Source organism: Chitinophaga flava (assembly GCF_003308995.1).
In the GTDB taxonomy this organism is placed as follows: Bacteria; Bacteroidota; Bacteroidia; order Chitinophagales; family Chitinophagaceae; genus Chitinophaga; species Chitinophaga flava.
Window position 1 is genome coordinate 2,171,486 of record NZ_QFFJ01000001.1, and the last position, 18,148, is coordinate 2,189,633.

Consider the following 18,148-nt stretch of genomic DNA (forward strand, 5'->3'; position numbering starts at 1 on the left):
TAGTCCCAAGTTTATCCTTATTCCTGTCAATTGTTTTACACTGTACAACATCATTTTTGATGTACTTTTACCGCATGAAATTATTGGTTACCGCTGCAACCACGCTGGAAGTCCAGCCATTTCTGCACTTTCTGGACCGTGAAAGCCACACAGTGTCAGCCCATCAGTACCGCCTTGCCAACTGCGACATACAAATTCTCGTAGCCGGTATCGGTATGATGCCCTTCGCCTATCACCTGGGCCGCCACCTGGCCAGCCACCGCCCTGATTTCGCAGTACAGGCAGGTATTGCCGGCAGTTTCCGCCGCGATTGGGAACTGGGCTCCCTGGTAATGGTAGACCGCGAATACCTGGCCGACCTGGGCGCAGAAGATAATGAACAGTTTAAGGATTTATTTGATATCCAACTGTGGCAACCCTCCCAGCCTCCTTTTACCGGCACCGCCCTGGTCAACACTTTCGCTGGCCTGCCCTACGTTCCCCAGTTACCCAAGGCCACCAGCGCCAGTGTTAACATGGTCAGCGGCAGCACCCAAACTATCACCCGGCTCGAAAGCAAGTATATGCCCGACATAGAAAGCATGGAAGGTGCCGCCTTCCACTATGCGTGCCTCAGCGAAAAAATACCTTTCCTGCAGATACGTAGTCTCTCCAACTATGTGGAAATACGCGATAAGAGCAAATGGAATATTCCGCTGTCTGTGAAAACATTGAATGAAGAACTCATTTCAATTGTTAAGTCACTGGCCAGCTTATCGTAATAAATAAAATTTTCAAAGTATATGCATTTATCATTAGGTTTCTCGCCCTGCCCGAATGATACTTTTATCTTCGACGCACTGGTTAACAATAAGATCGATACGGAAGGCTTTACATTCGATACCCAACTGGAAGATGTGGAAACACTCAACCGCTGGGCCCTGCAAGGGAAATTACCGGTTACCAAACTGAGTTTTGCCGTATACCTGAAAGTCAGGGACCAATATGACCTGCTCAACAGCGGCAGTGCCCTGGGCCGCGGCTGTGGTCCACTGCTCATCGCCAGAAAAGATATCCCCAAAGAAGAAATCAAAAATCTGAAAATAGCCATCCCCGGTGAAAACACCACCGCCAACCTGTTGTTCTCCATCGCTTTCCCGGAAGCCAAAAACAAACAGGTCATGCTCTTTTCAGAAATAGAAAACGCTGTCCTCAACGGCGACGTAGATGCCGGCGTGATCATACACGAAAACAGATTCACCTACCAGCTCAAAGGACTCGTTAAACTCATGGATATGGGTGAATACTGGGAATCCACCACTGGTAACCCGATCCCACTGGGCGGTATCTTCATCCGTAAGGATATTCCAGCCGAAACCCGCGCCAAGGTAGATGCTCTCATCCACAAAAGCCTGCAGCATGCCTACAGTGAATACCCTCATCTCTCTGATTATATCAAATCACATGCACAGGAAATGGATGAGCAGGTAATGCGCCAGCACATTGATCTCTATGTGAACGACTACAGCCTTGACCTCGGCACAGAAGGCAGAGCTGCAGTAGAAGCGCTTATGGAAGCGGCTAATCGTGTTACACCAACGCACTAATTGAAACGTAACAATATTAAAAACCAGGACGCGGAGATAATGTACCTCTCCGCGTCCTGGTTTTTTAGATAAACTAACGTTTCACTGCCTGACTGTAAACCGCAATGGCACGCTTACGTGCCTCCTCGTGCGATACAACGGGATGTACATAAGACAGATCTTCAAATTCAGGTACCCAACGGCGGATATACCGCAGGTCTTTATCAAATTTTTTTGTTTGTAAGGCCGGATTAAACACCCTGAAATAAGGAGCAGCATCACACCCGCAACCAGCCGCCCATTGCCAGTTACCGTTATTCGAAGCCAGATCATAATCCAGCAGTTTAGCCGCAAAATAAGCTTCTCCCCAGCGCCAGTCGATCAGCAAATGTTTGGTCAGAAAACTGGCTGTGATCATCCGCACACGGTTATGCATATGCCCCGTGGCATTTAGCTCCCGCATACCAGCATCTACGATAGGATAACCTGTCTGCCCTGTACACCATCGCTCAAACTCCGCTTCATTATTACGCCAGCGGATATTATCATATTCTTTCCGGAAAGAAGCCCCTGCAGCATGCGGGAAATGCCAGAGTATCATCTGAAAAAAATCACGCCAGATCAGTTCCTTTGCAAATGTCTGATTGAGTTGCATCGCCCGCTGCATCAGTTCGCGAATACTCACTGTACCAAAGCGCAAGTGCACACCTAATCCGGTAGTGCCTGCCAGCGCCGGAAAATCACGGGTCTGATCATAGTGTGTGATAATACTTTCCGGAAATTCTTTGGAGGGAAAGTCTTTCTTTCCGGCTTTAAAACCCATCATGGCCAGTGACGGTATCTTCAATGCCCGTTGTTGGTACCAGTTACTCTCATATTTTTCCACCGGATATGGTTTCAGATAAAACGGTTTTAGTGTAGCCAGCCAGCGTTTGCTGTAAGGTGTAAAAATCGTATATGGGTCACCGTTATCTTTCACCACTTCAGACTTTTCAAATATTACCTGGTCTTTATAACTGTGAAAGGAGATCTTCTTTTTATGCAGCCATGCTGCCACATCTGCATCCCGTTTCCGGGCATAAGGTTCGTAGTCACCGGTGGTAAATACCTTTTCTACCGGATAGCGGGAAGTCCAATGCCGGAAAGCATCTTCAGGCGTACCATAAAATACATCAAGGGTTGTTCCTTTGGCCACCAGTTGTCTTTGTATATCTTCCAGCACTTCATGAATAAACGTCACCCGGCGGTCGTGTTTATCTTCCAGATCATCCAGAATATTGGTATCAAATACAAACACAGGCACCACCGGATTTTTGTCTTTCAATGCGTGATACAAAGCAGCCTGGTCATTCAGACGCAGGTCACGGCGGAGCCAGCAGAGATTGATTTTGGGAGTCATGCGTCAAATTTATCACGCAAAGACGAAAAAGGGAGCAAAGCCGCCGTTATTTCTTTTAGCGTTCTTTGCTCCCTTTCCCACCATGGTATCAGCGGGTCACAGTTTTCCGTCGAATAGCACTTCATGTAAGATGGCAGCGGTGGCGTTGCCATAGCTGGTGTCGCGGAAAACGCCTACCCAGCGGATTCCCTGGACTGCGTTCGTTAAAAATATTTCATCTGCATTTTCCAGATCATCCACTGTCAATGGCTTCTCCTCGATTTTAAAAGGAAGCTCTGTTTTCAGCAGATGTTTGCGCATCACACCACATACACCACCTTCCGAGAGCGGAGGCGTGTAGATCGTATTATCATGCACAATAAATATATTAGCAATGGTACTGTCTGCAACACGACCGTATTGATTCAGCAACACGACTTCATTGAGCCGGTGTTGTTTGGCGTACATGGCGGCCATTACATATGGCAGGCAGTTATTGGATTTAATGGAGGAAAACTTATCGCTGCTTTTTCTGGCATCCGGAAATACATCCAGTACCAAGCCCACTTCATTGAGTTCAAGAACTGATTTGTTCAGTTCCCATACCTGGATTATATAGTTGGGAGTATTATTAACAGGCTCGTATAATCCGCCTTCTGAGCGGAATACAGAAAACCTGACACGGGCAATATCGGTATGACCATTTTTATGGCACAAATCCAGTATCTGTGTGATGAAAAAATCCTTGCTAAAGTAAGGAGGAACATCAAAATGCAACAGGTTAAGACTGGCCATTAAGCGCTCAAAATGTAAGTCGCTCAGCAATACTTTCCCCTGATATACTCGCAGGGTTTCAAAACATCCATCCCCGTAGCGGAAAGAGCGGTTGTCTGCCGTAAGGATCGGGTCTCCAGCGGGGAAAAATTTACCATTATAACAAAGAAAACCAACTTGCACTCGAACTGTGTTTAGCAAAGTGTAAGTTACCCAATTATTTTGTGATTTTGACCAGAGGGATGTGGCCGACCTTCATGGTCAGCCACCAAGGAAATGTTAAATTTAATCAGGCAGTCCACCCAAACAACTCATTAAAGCATCCCATCTGATATGCAGCCATCAAAGCGTTCAGCACGCTACACTCCGGCGGCAATAATATAGCAGGCAAGCTGATCTTATTTCCCTTCTATTCCTTTCTTCCATTCTTTCAGTGAATCTATTTCTTTCTGTTGACGGATAAGATGTAAAGTCAGCTCTTCAATTTTCTGCAGTAGTTTTTTATTCATCTCACCCAACTCTATACCGTCTTTTTTAACTTCTTCAGCAGAAGGAATATCAGGCAAATGTTTATGTTCAATAACATATTTTTCAACATCCTGTAATGTTGGTAATCGATAATCGTCATGAAATACAAAGTCAGACCAATCAGATAATGTTACTTTTATTCGCTGGGTGGTGATAGTTCCGGCTACAGCCAATTTGGATTGAGGATGGAGCGTGCCGACACCAACGTTGCCATTTCCCAAAACAACGAATCTCTCGACACCTCCCGTTTTCAAATTGAGACTTGTATCGACCTTGTTATACCATATCTGATTATCTGTGGAATTTGAAAAATCAATGACAGCATTATTCTCTGAAGATATACGTATCGGCCCGGCTACATCCAGCAGCCGTTGCGGGATTGTTGTTCCGATACCTACGTACCCCGATGCACGCTGCATATATATTCCTCTTTCAGCTCCATTATCATCTACCACTCCAAATGTGGCATAACTATTAGCAGTTTTATCTGCATTGTAGCCCATAAATACACGCCTGTTATTATTATCAGTCAGATCAATCGTACCATAACTTCCGGTGATATTTGCGGTGAAGGCCCTATAAGCGGCTCCGCTGGTTTTAATTCCCCCATTCACCTGTAATGCTGTTGAGCCGTCATCCTGTGCAAAGTTGATCAGTGTGCGGGACGTTGTATTGATCAATGATCCGGCCAGGTTTAAAACAGTATTAACATTGCCTGTTCTGTTTCGGCTTTGAATATAGCCCTGACCGTTAGTATAATATAATTCAAGCCCGGCGCCGGTACCAGGAATATTATTCACCCCTTCGACACGTATCAGATTGCTGGTGTTGTTCCCGATATCTGTTACTGCTTGCAGATTTTGTCCTTTAAGAGAATGAATCAGCAATACAAATGCTGATGTACAGAATAGGATCTTTTTCATAGACGTAGTACTGTTTTGTTGGCATTAATTAAGTAAAAAAACAAGTATAAATAAAGAGAAAGCCCCGCTTGATAATTCCAAGCGAGGCTTTCTCTTTATTTACACTGATCTTTGCTTATCAGGAACATCAGTATTAATCAGCATTAATCACAGTTATTTCACCTTCCACAATTAATCGTCCGGCTGTTTTGGCTTTAATTTCCTCAACACTAACATCAGCAGCGCGTTCCAACAGTCGGAAACCCTGCGGTGTTACATCGAGGACGGCCAGTTCGGTCACGATTCTGCGGACGCAGTTCACACCGGTAAGGGGTAATGTACAGGCTGGCAGCAGTTTACTTTCACCTTTGGGATTGGTATGCATCATGGCCACGATAATATTTTTGGCAGATGCTACCAGGTCCATGGCGCCGCCCATGCCTTTCACCATTTTACCGGGTATTTTCCAGTTGGCGATATCACCGTTGTCGGACACTTCCATGGCGCCCAGTACGGTGAGGTCTACTTTACCTGCGCGGATCATACCGAAACTTTCTGCGGAGTCAAAGAAGCTGCCACCAGGCAGGAGGGTAACGGTTTCTTTACCGGCATTGATGAGGTCAGCATCAATATCTTCCGCAACCGGATAAGGGCCCATGCCCAGCATACCGTTTTCGGACTGCAGCATGATGGACATGCCGGCAGGGATGTAGTTGGCCACCAGCGTAGGAATACCAATGCCCAGGTTAACATACATACCGTCCTTTAACTCCTTTGCTATTCTTTTGGCGATGCCAAATTTATCGAGAGGCATAAATTACTGATTTTGGAAAGTGGAATAATGGGGCAGTCGCAGGCTAGATTTTTACGGTCCTGCGTTCTATCCGTTTTTCATAATTCGTGCCGGCAAAGATGCGGTGCACGTAGATGCTGGGCACATGGATATGGTCCGGATCGAGTTGTCCCGGCTGTACCAGCTCTTCCACCTCTGCGATGGTGATCTGCCCTGCTTTGGCCATGGAGGTGCTGAAATTACGGGTTGTTTTCCGGAACTGGAGGTTGCCCAGCGTATCCCCTTTCCAGGCTTTTACGATGGCGAAATCGGCATGCAGGGCCATCTCCATGAGATAGTGCTTACCGTTGAATTCACGGGTTTCCTTTCCTTCAGCGATTTCAGTGCCGTAACCGGCGGGAGTAAAGAAGGCGGGGATACCCATGCCGGCCATCTGGATGCGGGTGGCTAATGTGCCCTGTGGGATGAGATCTACTTCCAGTTCTCCGGCCAGCAGCTGTCTTTCAAATTCGGCATTTTCGCCTACATAAGACGACATCATTTTGCGGATCTGACGGGTTTTCAACAACATCCCCAAACCGAAATCGTCTACGCCGGCATTGTTGGAGATGCAGGTCAGGCCTTTCACTCCTTTTCTGACCAGCGCTGCGATACTGTTTTCCGGTATTCCACACAAACCAAACCCTCCCAGCATGATCACGGCGCCATCCTGGATGTCCTGTATGGCTTCGTCTGCATTTGCTACTACTTTGTTCATGTTTTGGTGTTTTATGTTGATCTATGGCTGTCGTTTAATGAAGGGCCGCACGGTATCGGAAGTGTGCACCAGGAAAGCTTTGTCGGCATGAGGGAAAAAGCTCTTCAGGCGGAACATCACCGGCGCGTTTTCATCGGAGGGGTTACCCAGCTTGTTTCTCCGCATATCGATGTCGGCCTGTACCTTCTCAAAAACATCCTTCAGCCTGTCGGGATGCATTTCATACCAGTTGTAACTTGTCATGAAATCCTTTACAGATACATGGTGCAGGTCCAGTACCTGCTTATAGAGGATCTTAATTTTTTCCTGACGCAGAGAGTCGGGCAACCGCAGTGTCTCTGCGCTTACTTCGTTGCCATAGGCATCTGCCAGGGTCATATCTACCAGTATCCTGCTCATTTCGTCTTTCCCTATATATTGTTTGGGCACGTTGCCAGGCTCGCCGCATGATGCCGTCAATATTATTAATCCTGTAATGAGCGCTTTAAAACTGTTGTTCATTCTTCTATAAAAATTGGATGTCCGGTGCAAAGGCGGACTGTTATTTCATCTGCTGATATTTCTGTGCGTTGGGCACATCCATCTGTGCCAGCAGTTCAGCAGCCCTGCTTTTCTCCTGTGGCATCGCTTTCGAAAATATCTTTTGCAGTTCATCGGCTTTAGCAGCGTAAAATGTTTGCATCAACATAGAGTTGGGTACATCCTGGTAGATGGTATACAACAGGTTGAGACAGTTCATAATAGCTGCGCGGCCTTTATTCACATCATCATACATCACGTCCAGTCCGTTGCGGTGGTACTGGTACATTACATCGTGAAAATTAAGAAACTTGGCGTTCAGCAGGTTGTCCTGCAGCCAGTAACGGTTACGGTTACCCTCAAAAGCCTTCCAGCCGGAGATATCTTTTCCATCGGGTGCGTTATTCACAATATTGAGCGCCTTTTTGAAATATATATCGCCGCCACGGGGAGAGAAGGAGTCGTAGTCCAGGCCCAGGATAATATTCACATAATAAGCCATGATAGCAGTAAGGTTGGAGGCCATCGGATCGTTGCCTACTACCCTGCTGTCGCTGAATTCCAGTGGCTGGAACTCAGCATACCGGAACACTACGTTGTTATCCTGTGTATTAAGCAAACTGGTCACATAACCGCTGTTGTACACCGGACGGGTGGCCTGTATAGTGAGGGAGGCCTTGTAGGTGTTTTCTCCCAGTACGCCGGTTACATTGAGCAGGAAGTTACATTCTATCCTTTCTGCCGGTGTGAAGACATCATCAGACCAGTGACGGTTGTTGAGGAATTCCTTAAGTGCATTTTGCAGCGTGGTGAACACTTTCCTGTCCACACCCTGTACCTGGTTCGCCACTACGGTGACATTGGCTCTGATCTCCTGCGCCTGCAGGCAGTTGGCCATTAAAACGAAGATGCCTGCCAGTAGCAGGGTGAACGGGAAACGGTTACGCATGTTGCAGTTCAATTATAGCTGAAACAATATCTCTGGCTACTTCCTGTTTGGATTTGAGGGGGATATCACGTTCTTTTCCTTTGTTGTCAAACAGGGTCACCTTGTTGGTATCATGATTAAAACCGGCGCCGGGATCAGCGAGGGAGTTCATCACGATCATATCGAGGTTTTTATCACGCAGTTTTTTGAGCGCATACTCCCTTTCGTTGTTGGTTTCCAGGGAGAAGCCGACCAGCAGTTGCTGGGGACCTTTGTTGTTACCCAGGGTGCGGAGTATGTCATGTGTTTTTTCCAGGGAGATGCTGAACTTATCTTCTCCTTTTTTGATTTTTTTATCTGCTATCTGAACCGGGCGGTAATCAGCCACGGCGGCGGCAGCCACCACGATGTCCGACAGCGGGTATACGGCAATCACGCTGCGGAACATGTCTTCTGCGGATTGTACCGGGATGATATCAATACCATTGTGGTGGGTAGTGAGATTAGTGGGTCCCAGTACCAGTTTCACCTGTGCGCCGGCATCGGCGAGGGCTTCTGCGATGGCGATGCCCATTTTACCACTGGAGTGATTGCTGATATATCTTACAGGATCGATGTGTTCAATAGTGGGACCGGCAGTTACCACGGCTATTTTGCCGTCGAGTGGTTTACGGGCGCTGGCAGCTACGCTGAAATGGCGGCGCAGCAGGGCCACAATATTTTCCGGTTCGGCCATACGTCCTTCTCCGATAAGACCGCTGGCCAGTTCACCGGCGGCGACGGGGATCTGCTGGTGGCCATATTGCAGGAGACGGGCTATATTCTGGCGGGTAGCGGGATGTTTCCACATGTCTTCGTCCATGGCCGGGGCAAACAGTACCGGGCAGGTGGCGGAGAGGTAGGTGGCCAGCAGGAGGTTGTCGCACAGGCCATTGGCCATTTTGGCGATGGTGTTGGCAGAGGCGGGAGCGATGAGCATAACATCGGCCCAGCGGCCCAGCATCACATGGTTATTCCAGCTGTTATGGTCGCTGATATGGAGCGGCACTTCATTTTTAGACAGGGTGGCGAGGGTGAGCGGAGTGATGAAGTCAGCCGCGGCGGGCGTCATGATCACTTTTACGATGGCCCCTTCCTTCACCAGGAGGCGGGTGAGGGTAGCAGCTTTATAGGCGGCAATGCTGCCAGACACGCCCAGGAGGATTTTTTTTCCTTGTAGCATCTTAATATCGTCCATAAAAAAAGCGGCAGAAAAGATTCTGCCGCCATGAAATTAATATTTTTATTTTTCGCAATCATGCACCTCACCAAATAAAGTGTGGCGGATTAGCTGAACAGATCGTCGTCGTTCTTGCGGAAATAAATTTTGCTGTCCAGGAATTCCTGGGTAGCCTGGATAGCTGGATTCGCCATTCTTTCGTAAAAGCGGGAAATCTCTATCTGCTCCTTGTTTTCATGAACTTCTTCGAGGTTGTCAGTATGACTGGCAAACTCTTCCAGCTTGGAATGGAGCTCCTCTTTCACGGAAATATTGATCTGATTGGCGCGTTTGGCTATCACGGCAATAGACTCATATAAATTACCGGTCCTGTTCTTAATATCGGTAGTATTTTTAGTTTCTACCCAGGGATTAAGACTACTGGTTAGACTTCTCTTTATTTTGCTCATTTTCCAGTGATTTAATATTATTTTGCGCTAAGGTATAAAATTTTTCTGCATCCACCTTCAATTTGCTGTTGGGATAGTGGTCTGCGAAGTCGAGGTATTCGCTGATAACTGTCTCGTAGCGTTCCCGCTGTTTTTCTTCCACACTGTTTTTAGCGTAATTGTAGTAAGCCCGGATGGCCATTATTTTGTAACCGTCGCTTTTATCGGAGTCCGGGTAATTGCGCATCAGGTTTTTGAAGGCAATACCGGCAGCTTTATAAAAACCGAGGTTATAGTACAGTTCAGCACTGTTAAATTCCTTTTTTTCCAGTTTACGGCGGCAAAGCTCAACTACGAGATTAGCTTCCGCTACTTTTTCCGATTGGGGGTAGTTGTTGATGAAGGTTTGCATCTGGGCAATGGCCTTCATGGTATTTGTCTGGTCCAGTGATACCTTGGGCGACTGCTTGTAATAGCAATAAGCCTGCATGTAGTCAATTTCTACCGCTCTGGGGCTGTTGGGGAATACGTCCAGGTAGTTTTTAAAGTGGAAAGCTGCCTGTACATAGTCCTTTACATAATAGGAACAGTATGCGTAATTGTAATACAGGCCTTCAAACTTCTCAGTGCCTTTATACACCTGTAGAAGGTCCTGATAGAGCGTTTGTGCTGTATTGTATTTTTTCTTCTGGTACAGCTTATCTGCATAAGCCAGCTTCTTTTCGAAGTTGTTGCTTTTTTCTATCCTCCTCAATTCATTATTACAGGAAGAAGCTACAACGATAAGCGCAAGAAAACTGCTATACAATAAAAATTTCCGCATAAAAGAGTGGCAAAGTTAAGAATTAAATGTAAATGTAAGGCGAAGAGATTTTCATTGCTGTTAAAATTTTGCAAAAGAGGCAGTTAAGTCGCTGAAACAGGGTATTTCCTCTGGCAGGGGACTTATTTTGCCTTTAGCTGCCGAAAATAAAAAATGGCGGGGTAACCATCAAAAAAAGGTAAAAACAGTTATTCAAATTAAAACAAAACCCTATTTGTAAAATAAATTTTTCTTTCGGTACTGATGAAATACCGCAGTCAACCGTAGATCTTCAATATCAGTACAGTCGTGTTTTTTATAGGTTATAAACATGTTATAAACATATCAATATCTATTATCCACACATTTTAACATCCCCATCCTAAAACCGATGCACAAAACAGGGATAATTCCTCTTCCATGGCTAATTTGGTCCTGTGGAAAAAATTTATAAAGTATTTTTTCGTTAAAAAGTGGGAAAAAGTGTTATTTTGTGTTAGAAAATGGTTTTTCAAGTACTTTGCCCCATGGTATGACAGGTTTTCTAGGCGAATATGAGGCTACGCTAGACGCCAAAGGACGTTTTCTACTGCCTGCAGGCTTCAAAAAGCAGCTGGCAGCAGAGGCAGGAGGTCAGTTTGTCATCAATCGCGGCTTTGAGAAATGCTTGTCATTGTATCCCATGAATGAGTGGCAGCCCATTTTCGAACGTATCAGCAAGCTGAACGACTTTGACCCGAAAGTAAGGGAATTTAGGCGCTACTTCCTCAACGGGGCAACCATTCTGGAGCTGGATAGCGCAGGAAGACTGCTGGTACCGAAAAACCTGCTGTCGTATGCGAATATGGAAAAAGATATTGTGCTGGCAGCAGCATCCAATAAAATCGAGATCTGGGATAAAGGTAAATACCAGGAGTTCTTTGAAAATTTCTCACCAGGGGCCTTCAGTGATCTGGCTCAACAGGTAATGGGAGGAGGAGACAACAATATTTCAATTTAAACTGGAGCATATGGGCGAACAACAATATCACCTACCCGTTCTGCTGCAGGAAACAACGGAGTTGCTGCATATCAATCCCGAAGGGACTTATGTAGACGCTACGTTTGGAGGCGGAGGACATTCCCGGGCCATACTGGAGAAACTGGGCGAAAAAGGACGACTGATTGTATTTGATCAGGATGAAGATGCGTATCGTAACAGGATCATAGACGAACGTGTAACATTTGTACAACAAAATTTCCGGCACCTGCAACGTTTTCTGAAACTTCATAAAGCAGAACAGGTAGACGGAGTACTGGCAGATCTGGGCGTGTCATCACACCAGTTTGATACTGCCGAAAGAGGATTCAGTATTCGCTTCAACGGCGATCTGGACATGCGAATGGATACGAGAACAGACCTCACGGCAGCACAGATTCTGGCTACCTGGGGCGAAGCAAGGCTACAGCTGATCTTTCAGGAATACGGCGAAGTTACCAATGCCAAAACCCTGGCACAAACCATTGTACGGCAAAGAAAAACACACCCCATGCGTACCATCACGGAATTTAAATCCGTGATCCAGCCTATTGTAAAAGGCAACCCGCAAAAATATCTGGCACAGGTGTTCCAGGCTTTGCGTATAGCCGTCAATGATGAACTGGGCGCTTTAAAAGATTTGCTCACACAGTCTGCCAGTGTATTGAAACCAGGAGGCCGGGTGGCCATCATCACCTTCCACTCACTGGAAGACAGGCTGGTAAAAAATTTTATGAAGACAGGCAGTTTCGAGGAAGCACCAGAAGATCCGTTTGGAAAGGAAACACCCCCTAAATTGTTCAGATTAATCACAAAAAAACCGGTGACCGCCAGCGATGCTGAACTGAAACTAAACAGCAGATCGAGAAGCGCAAAACTGCGGGTAGCCGAAAAAACAGCTTGATACCGCCTTACGCCGTATCATCAAGATCCTATCCTATCCTATACACATCTGTTGTGATTTGCTTTCAATTTTATATTGTCAATTTTTTTAAAAAGGCATAGCACGTGTTGCAGGAAGAAGTTATAGAAACATACCAGGAAGAACCAGCCGAAGCCTCACCCGCTCCGGCTCAGGAACCGAAAAAAGAATGGCGGCTACGCATCAACTATAAAATGTTGGTGCAAAACATGCCCTTTATCGGTTTCCTGTCCGTACTGGCGCTGATCTATATCGCCAACAGTCACCTCGCTGAAAAAAAAATACGCCGAATTAATCAACTTGGCAAAGAAATCAAAGAGCTGAAGTGGGAATATATCAACGTGAAGAGTGAGCTCATGTTTCGCAGTAAAATGAGTGAAGTCAGCAAATCCGTAGAGCAACTGGGCCTCAAACAACTCAGTTCCCCTCCGCAGAAAATTATACTGACAAAAGAAAACGAAAAATGACTTTAATACTGGTACCTGATGCTGCCCGCCTGATATCTAAACAGAACGGGAATGCTGGTAAATCAATTAATTGGCAAGCATCTCATTTAAATCGCAGCCAGCGTCAGGTATCTATTTATAGCTCTTAGCCCTTAGCTTTTAGCCCTTAGTCGCTATCCCGGCAACTAAAACCCTGGAAGTTATCCGCTAAAAGCTTAAAGCTAAACAGCTGGAACGTGGACGTAAAAAAAGACATATTGTGGCGTGTGTATCTGTGCCTGATCGGCATGGCTCTGTTTGGCATCGCCATTCTGGCTAAAGTATTTTACATCCAGAACATAAAAGGCAGCTACTGGCGCAATATGGCCGATAGCCTCCACACCGGCTACGTAGCCCTCGATGCGGAACGAGGCACCATCTATTCGGAAGAAGGCAGAATGCTGTCCACCTCCATACCGTATTTCGATATACGGATAGATTTTGCCGCCGACGGACTGCGGGACAAAAAAGGAAAGGTTTTTAAAGAAAACCTCGACTCCCTCTCCCTCAGCCTGTCCCAACTGTTTGGCGACCGCACCAAAACGGCTTATAAACAACTGCTGCAGGACGGGTACCAATCAAAGGACCGTTACTTTCTCCTGAAAAGAGACGTACCCTTTAACCAGTACCAGCAACTGCGCTCCTTTCCCATGTTCCGGCTCGGAAAAAACAAAGGCGGCATGATCGCTGAAAGCAAAAGCAAACGCATCAACCCCTTTAAACTCCTTGCCAACAGGACCATCGGGCTGGCCCGCGAAAATTCACAAAGCGTAGGCCTCGAAAGGACCTACAACGAATACCTGAAAGGTGTTACCGGTAAAAGGCTCATGCGCCGCATCGCCGGCGGTACCTATGTTCCGGTAGAAGGATATGACATCGAACCGGAAAATGGTAAAGATGTCATCACTACCCTCGACGTCAACATGCAGGATATCGTGGAAACAGCCCTCATGAACATGATGGTGCAAAATGAAGCCGTACAAGGTACCTGCATCCTCATGGAAGTGAAAACAGGGAAAGTCAAAGCCATGGCTAACATCGGTCACCTACCCGACGGAAGCTACTGGGAAAACATGAACTTCGCACTGCAGGTGGGAGAACCAGGATCCACTTTTAAACTGGCCACCCTCATCTCAGTACTGGAAGATAAATACGCCACCATGAACACGATGGTTAACATGGACGGCGGACGCTGGCAGGTTGGACGCAGAACGGTTTTCGACTCCGAACCGCATCCTGGCCCCCAGAACGTAACCATCAAACACGCATTTGAGCTCAGCTCCAATGTCGCTATGGCAAAACTGGCCGTTCAACACTATGGCAGACAGCCCAACAAATTCGTGGCCCACCTCAAACAACTGAGACTGGACCAGAATACGGGAATCGACCTGGTGGGGGAAGGCCATCCGGTGATTAAAACCACCAGCTCCAAAACCTGGAGCAACACCACCCTGCCCTGGATGGCATTCGGATATGAGGTGCTGATAAGCCCGCTGCAGACCTGTATGCTGTACAACGCTGTGGCCAACAACGGTAAGATGATGAAACCCTACCTCGTCAATTCCATCATGGAATATGGCCAGGTAGTTAAACAGTTTGAGCCTACCGTAGTCATGGACAGTATCTGCTCCGCCAGCACCCTCAAACAAGTGCAAGCCATGCTGGAAGGCGTAGCAACAGATGGTACCGCCAGAAAACTGCGCAGTCCCTTCTATAACTTCGCCGCCAAAACCGGTACAGCCCTGGTAGCCAACGGCAGCCGCGGTTATGCCGACAAGATCTACCAATCATCATTTGCCGGGTACTTCCCCACAAATGACCCGCAGTACACCTGCGTGGTGGTAATCAAAAACAAACCGCACGCCCTGCGCTTCTATGGCGCCAACGTTGCAGGACCGGTATTCCGCGAGGTAGCCGATAAACTGTACGCCATCGCCGTAGAAAAACAAAAGCCCCTACAGGCCACCATGCAGCTTGATACCCTGCTGGCCCTCAAAAATGGGAAAGGCGGCGAATGGAAACAAATACTCAAAACCCTGAAGCTGCCCATCAGCGGCTCCGTGGCCAACAACAGCTGGGTTAGCCCCAGCGTTAGCAACCGGAAAATCACCTTCGAACCAGTTGCCCAGGCTAAAGGAGCTGTGCCGGATGTGACAGGAATGGGTCTCAAAGACGCACTGTATCTGCTGGAAAATGCAGGCCTGCGCGTAGTAGTAAAAGGAGCCGGAAAAGTGAAAACACAATCACTCCCCGGCGGTACAAGAATAGGAAACGAACAAACAATCGTAATAGAACTCAGCTAGATGAAGACGCTGCGCGACATATTATACAATGTAGGCATCAGGGCCGTTCACGGTAATACCGATATTACCATCAACACCCTCATGATTGATTCCAGGTCCATCGGACCCGGCAATGCCTTCATTGCAGTGAAAGGAGTACATACAGACGGACATCAGTATATTGATAAAGCCATCGCTCAGGGTGCAGCAGCTATTATCTGCGAAACAATGCCCACCGTGCTGCTGGATAATGTTACCTATATCGAGGTAGACAACAGCGCTCAGGCAAGTGGTATCATGGCCGGCAACTTCTATGATAACCCTTCCCACAAACTACAGCTGGTAGGCGTTACCGGTACCAACGGTAAAACAACAATCGCCACCATCCTGTTTCGTTTGTTTACCAGACTGGGGTATCATTGTGGATTGTTGTCCACAGTACAAAATCAGATAGGCGATACCGTTATACCGTCTACCCATACCACACCGGACCCGATCAGCCTCAATGCCCTGCTGGCTAAAATGGTGGAAGAAGGATGCCTGTACGCCTTTATGGAAGTCAGCTCCCATGCCATACACCAGCAACGCGTTGCAGGACTGAAATTCGCCGGCGGTATCTTTAGCAATATCACCCACGATCACCTGGATTATCACAAAACATTCGATGAATATATCCGGGTGAAAAAATCGTTCTTTGATAACCTGCCTGCTTCGGCATTTGCCCTCACCAACCTCGACGACAAAAGAGGCATGGTGATGCTGCAGAATACCAAAGCCAGAAAGGCTACCTACAGTTTGCGTACACTGGCTGACTTTAAAGGAAAGATCCTGGAAAACAACCTCACCGGACTGATCATGCAGGTAGATGATACCGAAGTACACTTCCGCCTGATTGGTGAGTTTAATGCCTACAACCTGCTCGCTGTATACGGCGCAGCTGTATTACTGGGCAAAGACAAAACAAGCGTACTGCGCGCCCTCAGCGACATCCAGGGTGCAGAAGGCCGCTTCGATTATATCGTGTCTGCCCACGACCAGATCATCGCTATCGTAGACTATGCCCATACACCGGACGCATTGAAAAATGTACTGGCCACCATCAAAAACCTGCGTAAAGGTCACGAACAGGTGATCACCGTAGTAGGTTGCGGTGGAGACCGGGATACAGCCAAAAGACCTGTAATGGCCGCTGTAGCAGCTGATAGCAGCGACCGTGTCATCTTCACCTCCGATAATCCCCGCTCCGAAGATCCGGATGCTATTATCCGGGAAATGGAAGCCGGCGTACCTGTACACCAGAAAAAAAGAGTGATCTCTATTACCGACCGTAAAGAAGCGATTAAAACCGCACTCACACTGGCAGGTAAAGAAGATATCATCCTCGTGGCTGGAAAAGGACACGAAAAATACCAGGAAATCAAAGGGGTGAAACATCCCTTCGATGATAAACAAGTGCTGGAAGAAGTAATGAAGCTGCTGGACAAATAATTTTTACGGAAGGAACAATAGTAAATAACTCAATGACTTAACAGCCGCATCTCACGATGCAGATGAACGGCTACGACTAAAACAATATGTTATATTATTTTTTAAATTACCTGAAAACAGAATTTAAGATCAGCGTCATCGGCGGTGGTATGTTCCAGTTTATTACCTTCCGTGTAACGATGGCCCTCCTGTTGTCGCTGGCTATTTCTCTGTTGCTGGGTAAACGTATTATCAGACTCCTGCAACGTAAACAGATCGGTGAAACAATCCGTGAGCTGGGCCTTCAGGGTGAAACCTCCAAAAAAGGGACCCCTACCATGGGTGGTCTGATCATACTCGCTGCCATCATCATCCCCACCCTCCTGTTTGCACAGGTAGCCAATGTCTACATCTGGCTGGTACTGCTCTGTACCATCTGGTTAGGCCTCATCGGCTTCCTCGATGACTACATCAAAGTATTCAAAAAGAACAAGGAAGGACTGGCCGGCAGATTTAAAATACTCGGACAGGTAGGACTCGGCCTTATCGTAGGCACTACCCTGTATTTCAACAACGATGTGGTAGTATCCCGTGAACTGATGGGCACCCAGAAACTGGCTGCCTACGAAAGACGCCCCACCAACCACCCCGAAAGGGTAACCCGCGAAGGGCAAAGGTTTGTGGATGTAAAAACACCAATTACCACTATCCCGTTCGTGAAAAACCATGAATTCAACTACGCTAAACTGATTTCATGGATACCAGGCGCAGAAAAATACACCTTCGTTATCTATATCCTGATCGTCATCTTTATCATTACTGCCGTATCCAACGGCGCTAATATAACGGACGGACTGGATGGACTAGCCACAGGGGTGTCGGGCATTATCGGAGTATGTCTCGGCATTTTTGCTTATGTATCGGGTAACATTCAGTTTGCGGAGTACCTGAACATTATGTACATCCCCAACCTCGGCGAGCTGTCTATTTTTATCGCAGCCTTCGTGGGTGCCTGCGTAGGCTTCCTCTGGTACAATGCCTATCCTGCACAGGTGTTTATGGGCGATACCGGTAGTCTGGCACTGGGTGGCATCATCGCTGCACTGGCATTCATCGTGCGTAAAGAGCTGCTGATACCCATCTTCTGCGGCGTATTCCTGGTAGAACTGTTGTCAGTGATGCTGCAGGTGTCTTATTTCAAATACACCAAGAAAAAATATGGTGAAGGCAGACGCCTCCTGAAAATGTCGCCGCTGCATCACCACTATCAGAAATTAGGGTATCACGAAAGTAAAATATCCGTACGCTTCTGGATCGTAACGATCATGTGTGTGGTATTTACCATCGCTACCCTCAAAATGAGATAATCAATTATTTAAAA

Annotated in this window: 18 protein-coding genes; 8 read left to right on the top strand and 10 right to left on the bottom strand. The window is 47.0% G+C overall.

The genetic code is table 11. The features are described 5' to 3' along the window. The first annotated feature begins 74 nt into the window (after positions 1–74). Together mqnB and DF182_RS08660 are read left to right on the top strand one after the other, a co-directional pair. Positions 75–761 (top strand): futalosine hydrolase, encoded by a 687-nt coding sequence (gene mqnB, locus DF182_RS08655; protein ID WP_161964097.1) that lies wholly within the window; start codon positions 75–77, stop codon positions 759–761. Between the two features lie 21 nt (positions 762–782). Next, a complete protein-coding gene (locus tag DF182_RS08660; RefSeq protein ID WP_113615240.1) occupies positions 783–1,586 on the top strand; it encodes a 1,4-dihydroxy-6-naphthoate synthase in 804 nt (267 codons plus the stop codon). Positions 1,587–1,659: 73 nt separating this feature from the next. Here the strand turns inward: DF182_RS08660 and DF182_RS08665 are convergent, their stop codons facing one another. From DF182_RS08665 to DF182_RS08710, 10 genes are all read right to left on the bottom strand, one after another. Further along, positions 1,660–2,964 (bottom strand): cryptochrome/photolyase family protein, encoded by a 1,305-nt coding sequence (locus DF182_RS08665; RefSeq protein WP_113615241.1) that lies wholly within the window; start codon positions 2,962–2,964, stop codon positions 1,660–1,662. A 96-nt stretch (positions 2,965–3,060) separates the two neighbouring features. Continuing rightward, a complete protein-coding gene (locus DF182_RS08670) occupies positions 3,061–3,900 on the bottom strand; it encodes an aminotransferase class IV (protein ID WP_161964098.1) in 840 nt (279 codons plus the stop codon). Between the two features lie 215 nt (positions 3,901–4,115). Then, positions 4,116–5,168, bottom strand: coding sequence for a hypothetical protein (locus tag DF182_RS08675; RefSeq protein ID WP_113615243.1), 1,053 nt, complete (start codon positions 5,166–5,168; stop codon positions 4,116–4,118). 133 nt (positions 5,169–5,301) lie between these two features. Next, positions 5,302–5,961, bottom strand: a complete 660-nt coding sequence (locus tag DF182_RS08680; RefSeq protein WP_113615244.1) for a 3-oxoacid CoA-transferase subunit B — start codon at positions 5,959–5,961, stop codon at positions 5,302–5,304. Positions 5,962–6,004: 43 nt separating this feature from the next. Beyond that, positions 6,005–6,697 (bottom strand): CoA transferase subunit A, encoded by a 693-nt coding sequence (locus DF182_RS08685; RefSeq protein WP_113615245.1) that lies wholly within the window; start codon positions 6,695–6,697, stop codon positions 6,005–6,007. A gap of 21 nt (positions 6,698–6,718) precedes the next feature. Further along, a complete protein-coding gene (locus DF182_RS08690; RefSeq protein WP_113615246.1) occupies positions 6,719–7,198 on the bottom strand; it encodes a DUF4296 domain-containing protein in 480 nt (159 codons plus the stop codon). 40 nt (positions 7,199–7,238) lie between these two features. After that, positions 7,239–8,165: a type IX secretion system protein PorD gene (porD, locus tag DF182_RS08695; RefSeq protein ID WP_113615247.1), complete on the bottom strand. Its 927-nt coding sequence runs from the start codon at positions 8,163–8,165 to the stop codon at positions 7,239–7,241. After that, positions 8,158–9,366, bottom strand: a complete 1,209-nt coding sequence (coaBC, locus tag DF182_RS08700; protein ID WP_113616823.1) for a bifunctional phosphopantothenoylcysteine decarboxylase/phosphopantothenate--cysteine ligase CoaBC — start codon at positions 9,364–9,366, stop codon at positions 8,158–8,160. The genes porD and coaBC overlap by 8 nt, the downstream gene beginning before the upstream one ends. Before the next feature lie 104 nt (positions 9,367–9,470). After that, positions 9,471–9,812: a DNA-directed RNA polymerase subunit omega gene (locus DF182_RS08705; RefSeq protein ID WP_113615248.1), complete on the bottom strand. Its 342-nt coding sequence runs from the start codon at positions 9,810–9,812 to the stop codon at positions 9,471–9,473. Continuing rightward, positions 9,781–10,614, bottom strand: a complete 834-nt coding sequence (locus tag DF182_RS08710; RefSeq protein WP_113615249.1) for an outer membrane protein assembly factor BamD — start codon at positions 10,612–10,614, stop codon at positions 9,781–9,783. The genes DF182_RS08705 and DF182_RS08710 overlap by 32 nt, the downstream gene beginning before the upstream one ends. Positions 10,615–11,125: 511 nt before the next feature. Between DF182_RS08710 and mraZ the strand changes: the two genes are divergently transcribed. The 6 genes from mraZ (at position 11,126) to mraY (ending at position 18,134) form a co-directional block, all read left to right on the top strand. Further along, positions 11,126–11,593: a division/cell wall cluster transcriptional repressor MraZ gene (gene mraZ / locus DF182_RS08715; RefSeq protein ID WP_113615250.1), complete on the top strand. Its 468-nt coding sequence runs from the start codon at positions 11,126–11,128 to the stop codon at positions 11,591–11,593. A gap of 10 nt (positions 11,594–11,603) precedes the next feature. Continuing rightward, positions 11,604–12,515 carry a 16S rRNA (cytosine(1402)-N(4))-methyltransferase RsmH gene (gene rsmH, locus DF182_RS08720; protein ID WP_113615251.1) on the top strand — a complete coding sequence of 304 codons (912 nt, stop codon included), beginning with the start codon at positions 11,604–11,606 and terminating at the stop codon, positions 12,513–12,515. A gap of 104 nt (positions 12,516–12,619) precedes the next feature. Next, positions 12,620–13,000 carry an FtsL-like putative cell division protein gene (locus tag DF182_RS08725; protein ID WP_147243386.1) on the top strand — a complete coding sequence of 127 codons (381 nt, stop codon included), beginning with the start codon at positions 12,620–12,622 and terminating at the stop codon, positions 12,998–13,000. 215 nt (positions 13,001–13,215) lie between these two features. Then, positions 13,216–15,321: a penicillin-binding protein gene (locus DF182_RS08730; RefSeq protein ID WP_113615253.1), complete on the top strand. Its 2,106-nt coding sequence runs from the start codon at positions 13,216–13,218 to the stop codon at positions 15,319–15,321. Beyond that, entirely contained in the window at positions 15,322–16,788 is a 1,467-nt protein-coding gene (locus DF182_RS08735) for a UDP-N-acetylmuramoyl-L-alanyl-D-glutamate--2,6-diaminopimelate ligase (protein WP_113615254.1), read from the top strand. It begins immediately after the preceding gene. An 86-nt stretch (positions 16,789–16,874) separates the two neighbouring features. After that, positions 16,875–18,134: a phospho-N-acetylmuramoyl-pentapeptide-transferase gene (mraY, locus tag DF182_RS08740; protein ID WP_113615255.1), complete on the top strand. Its 1,260-nt coding sequence runs from the start codon at positions 16,875–16,877 to the stop codon at positions 18,132–18,134. The last annotated feature ends 14 nt before the right edge of the window (positions 18,135–18,148 follow it).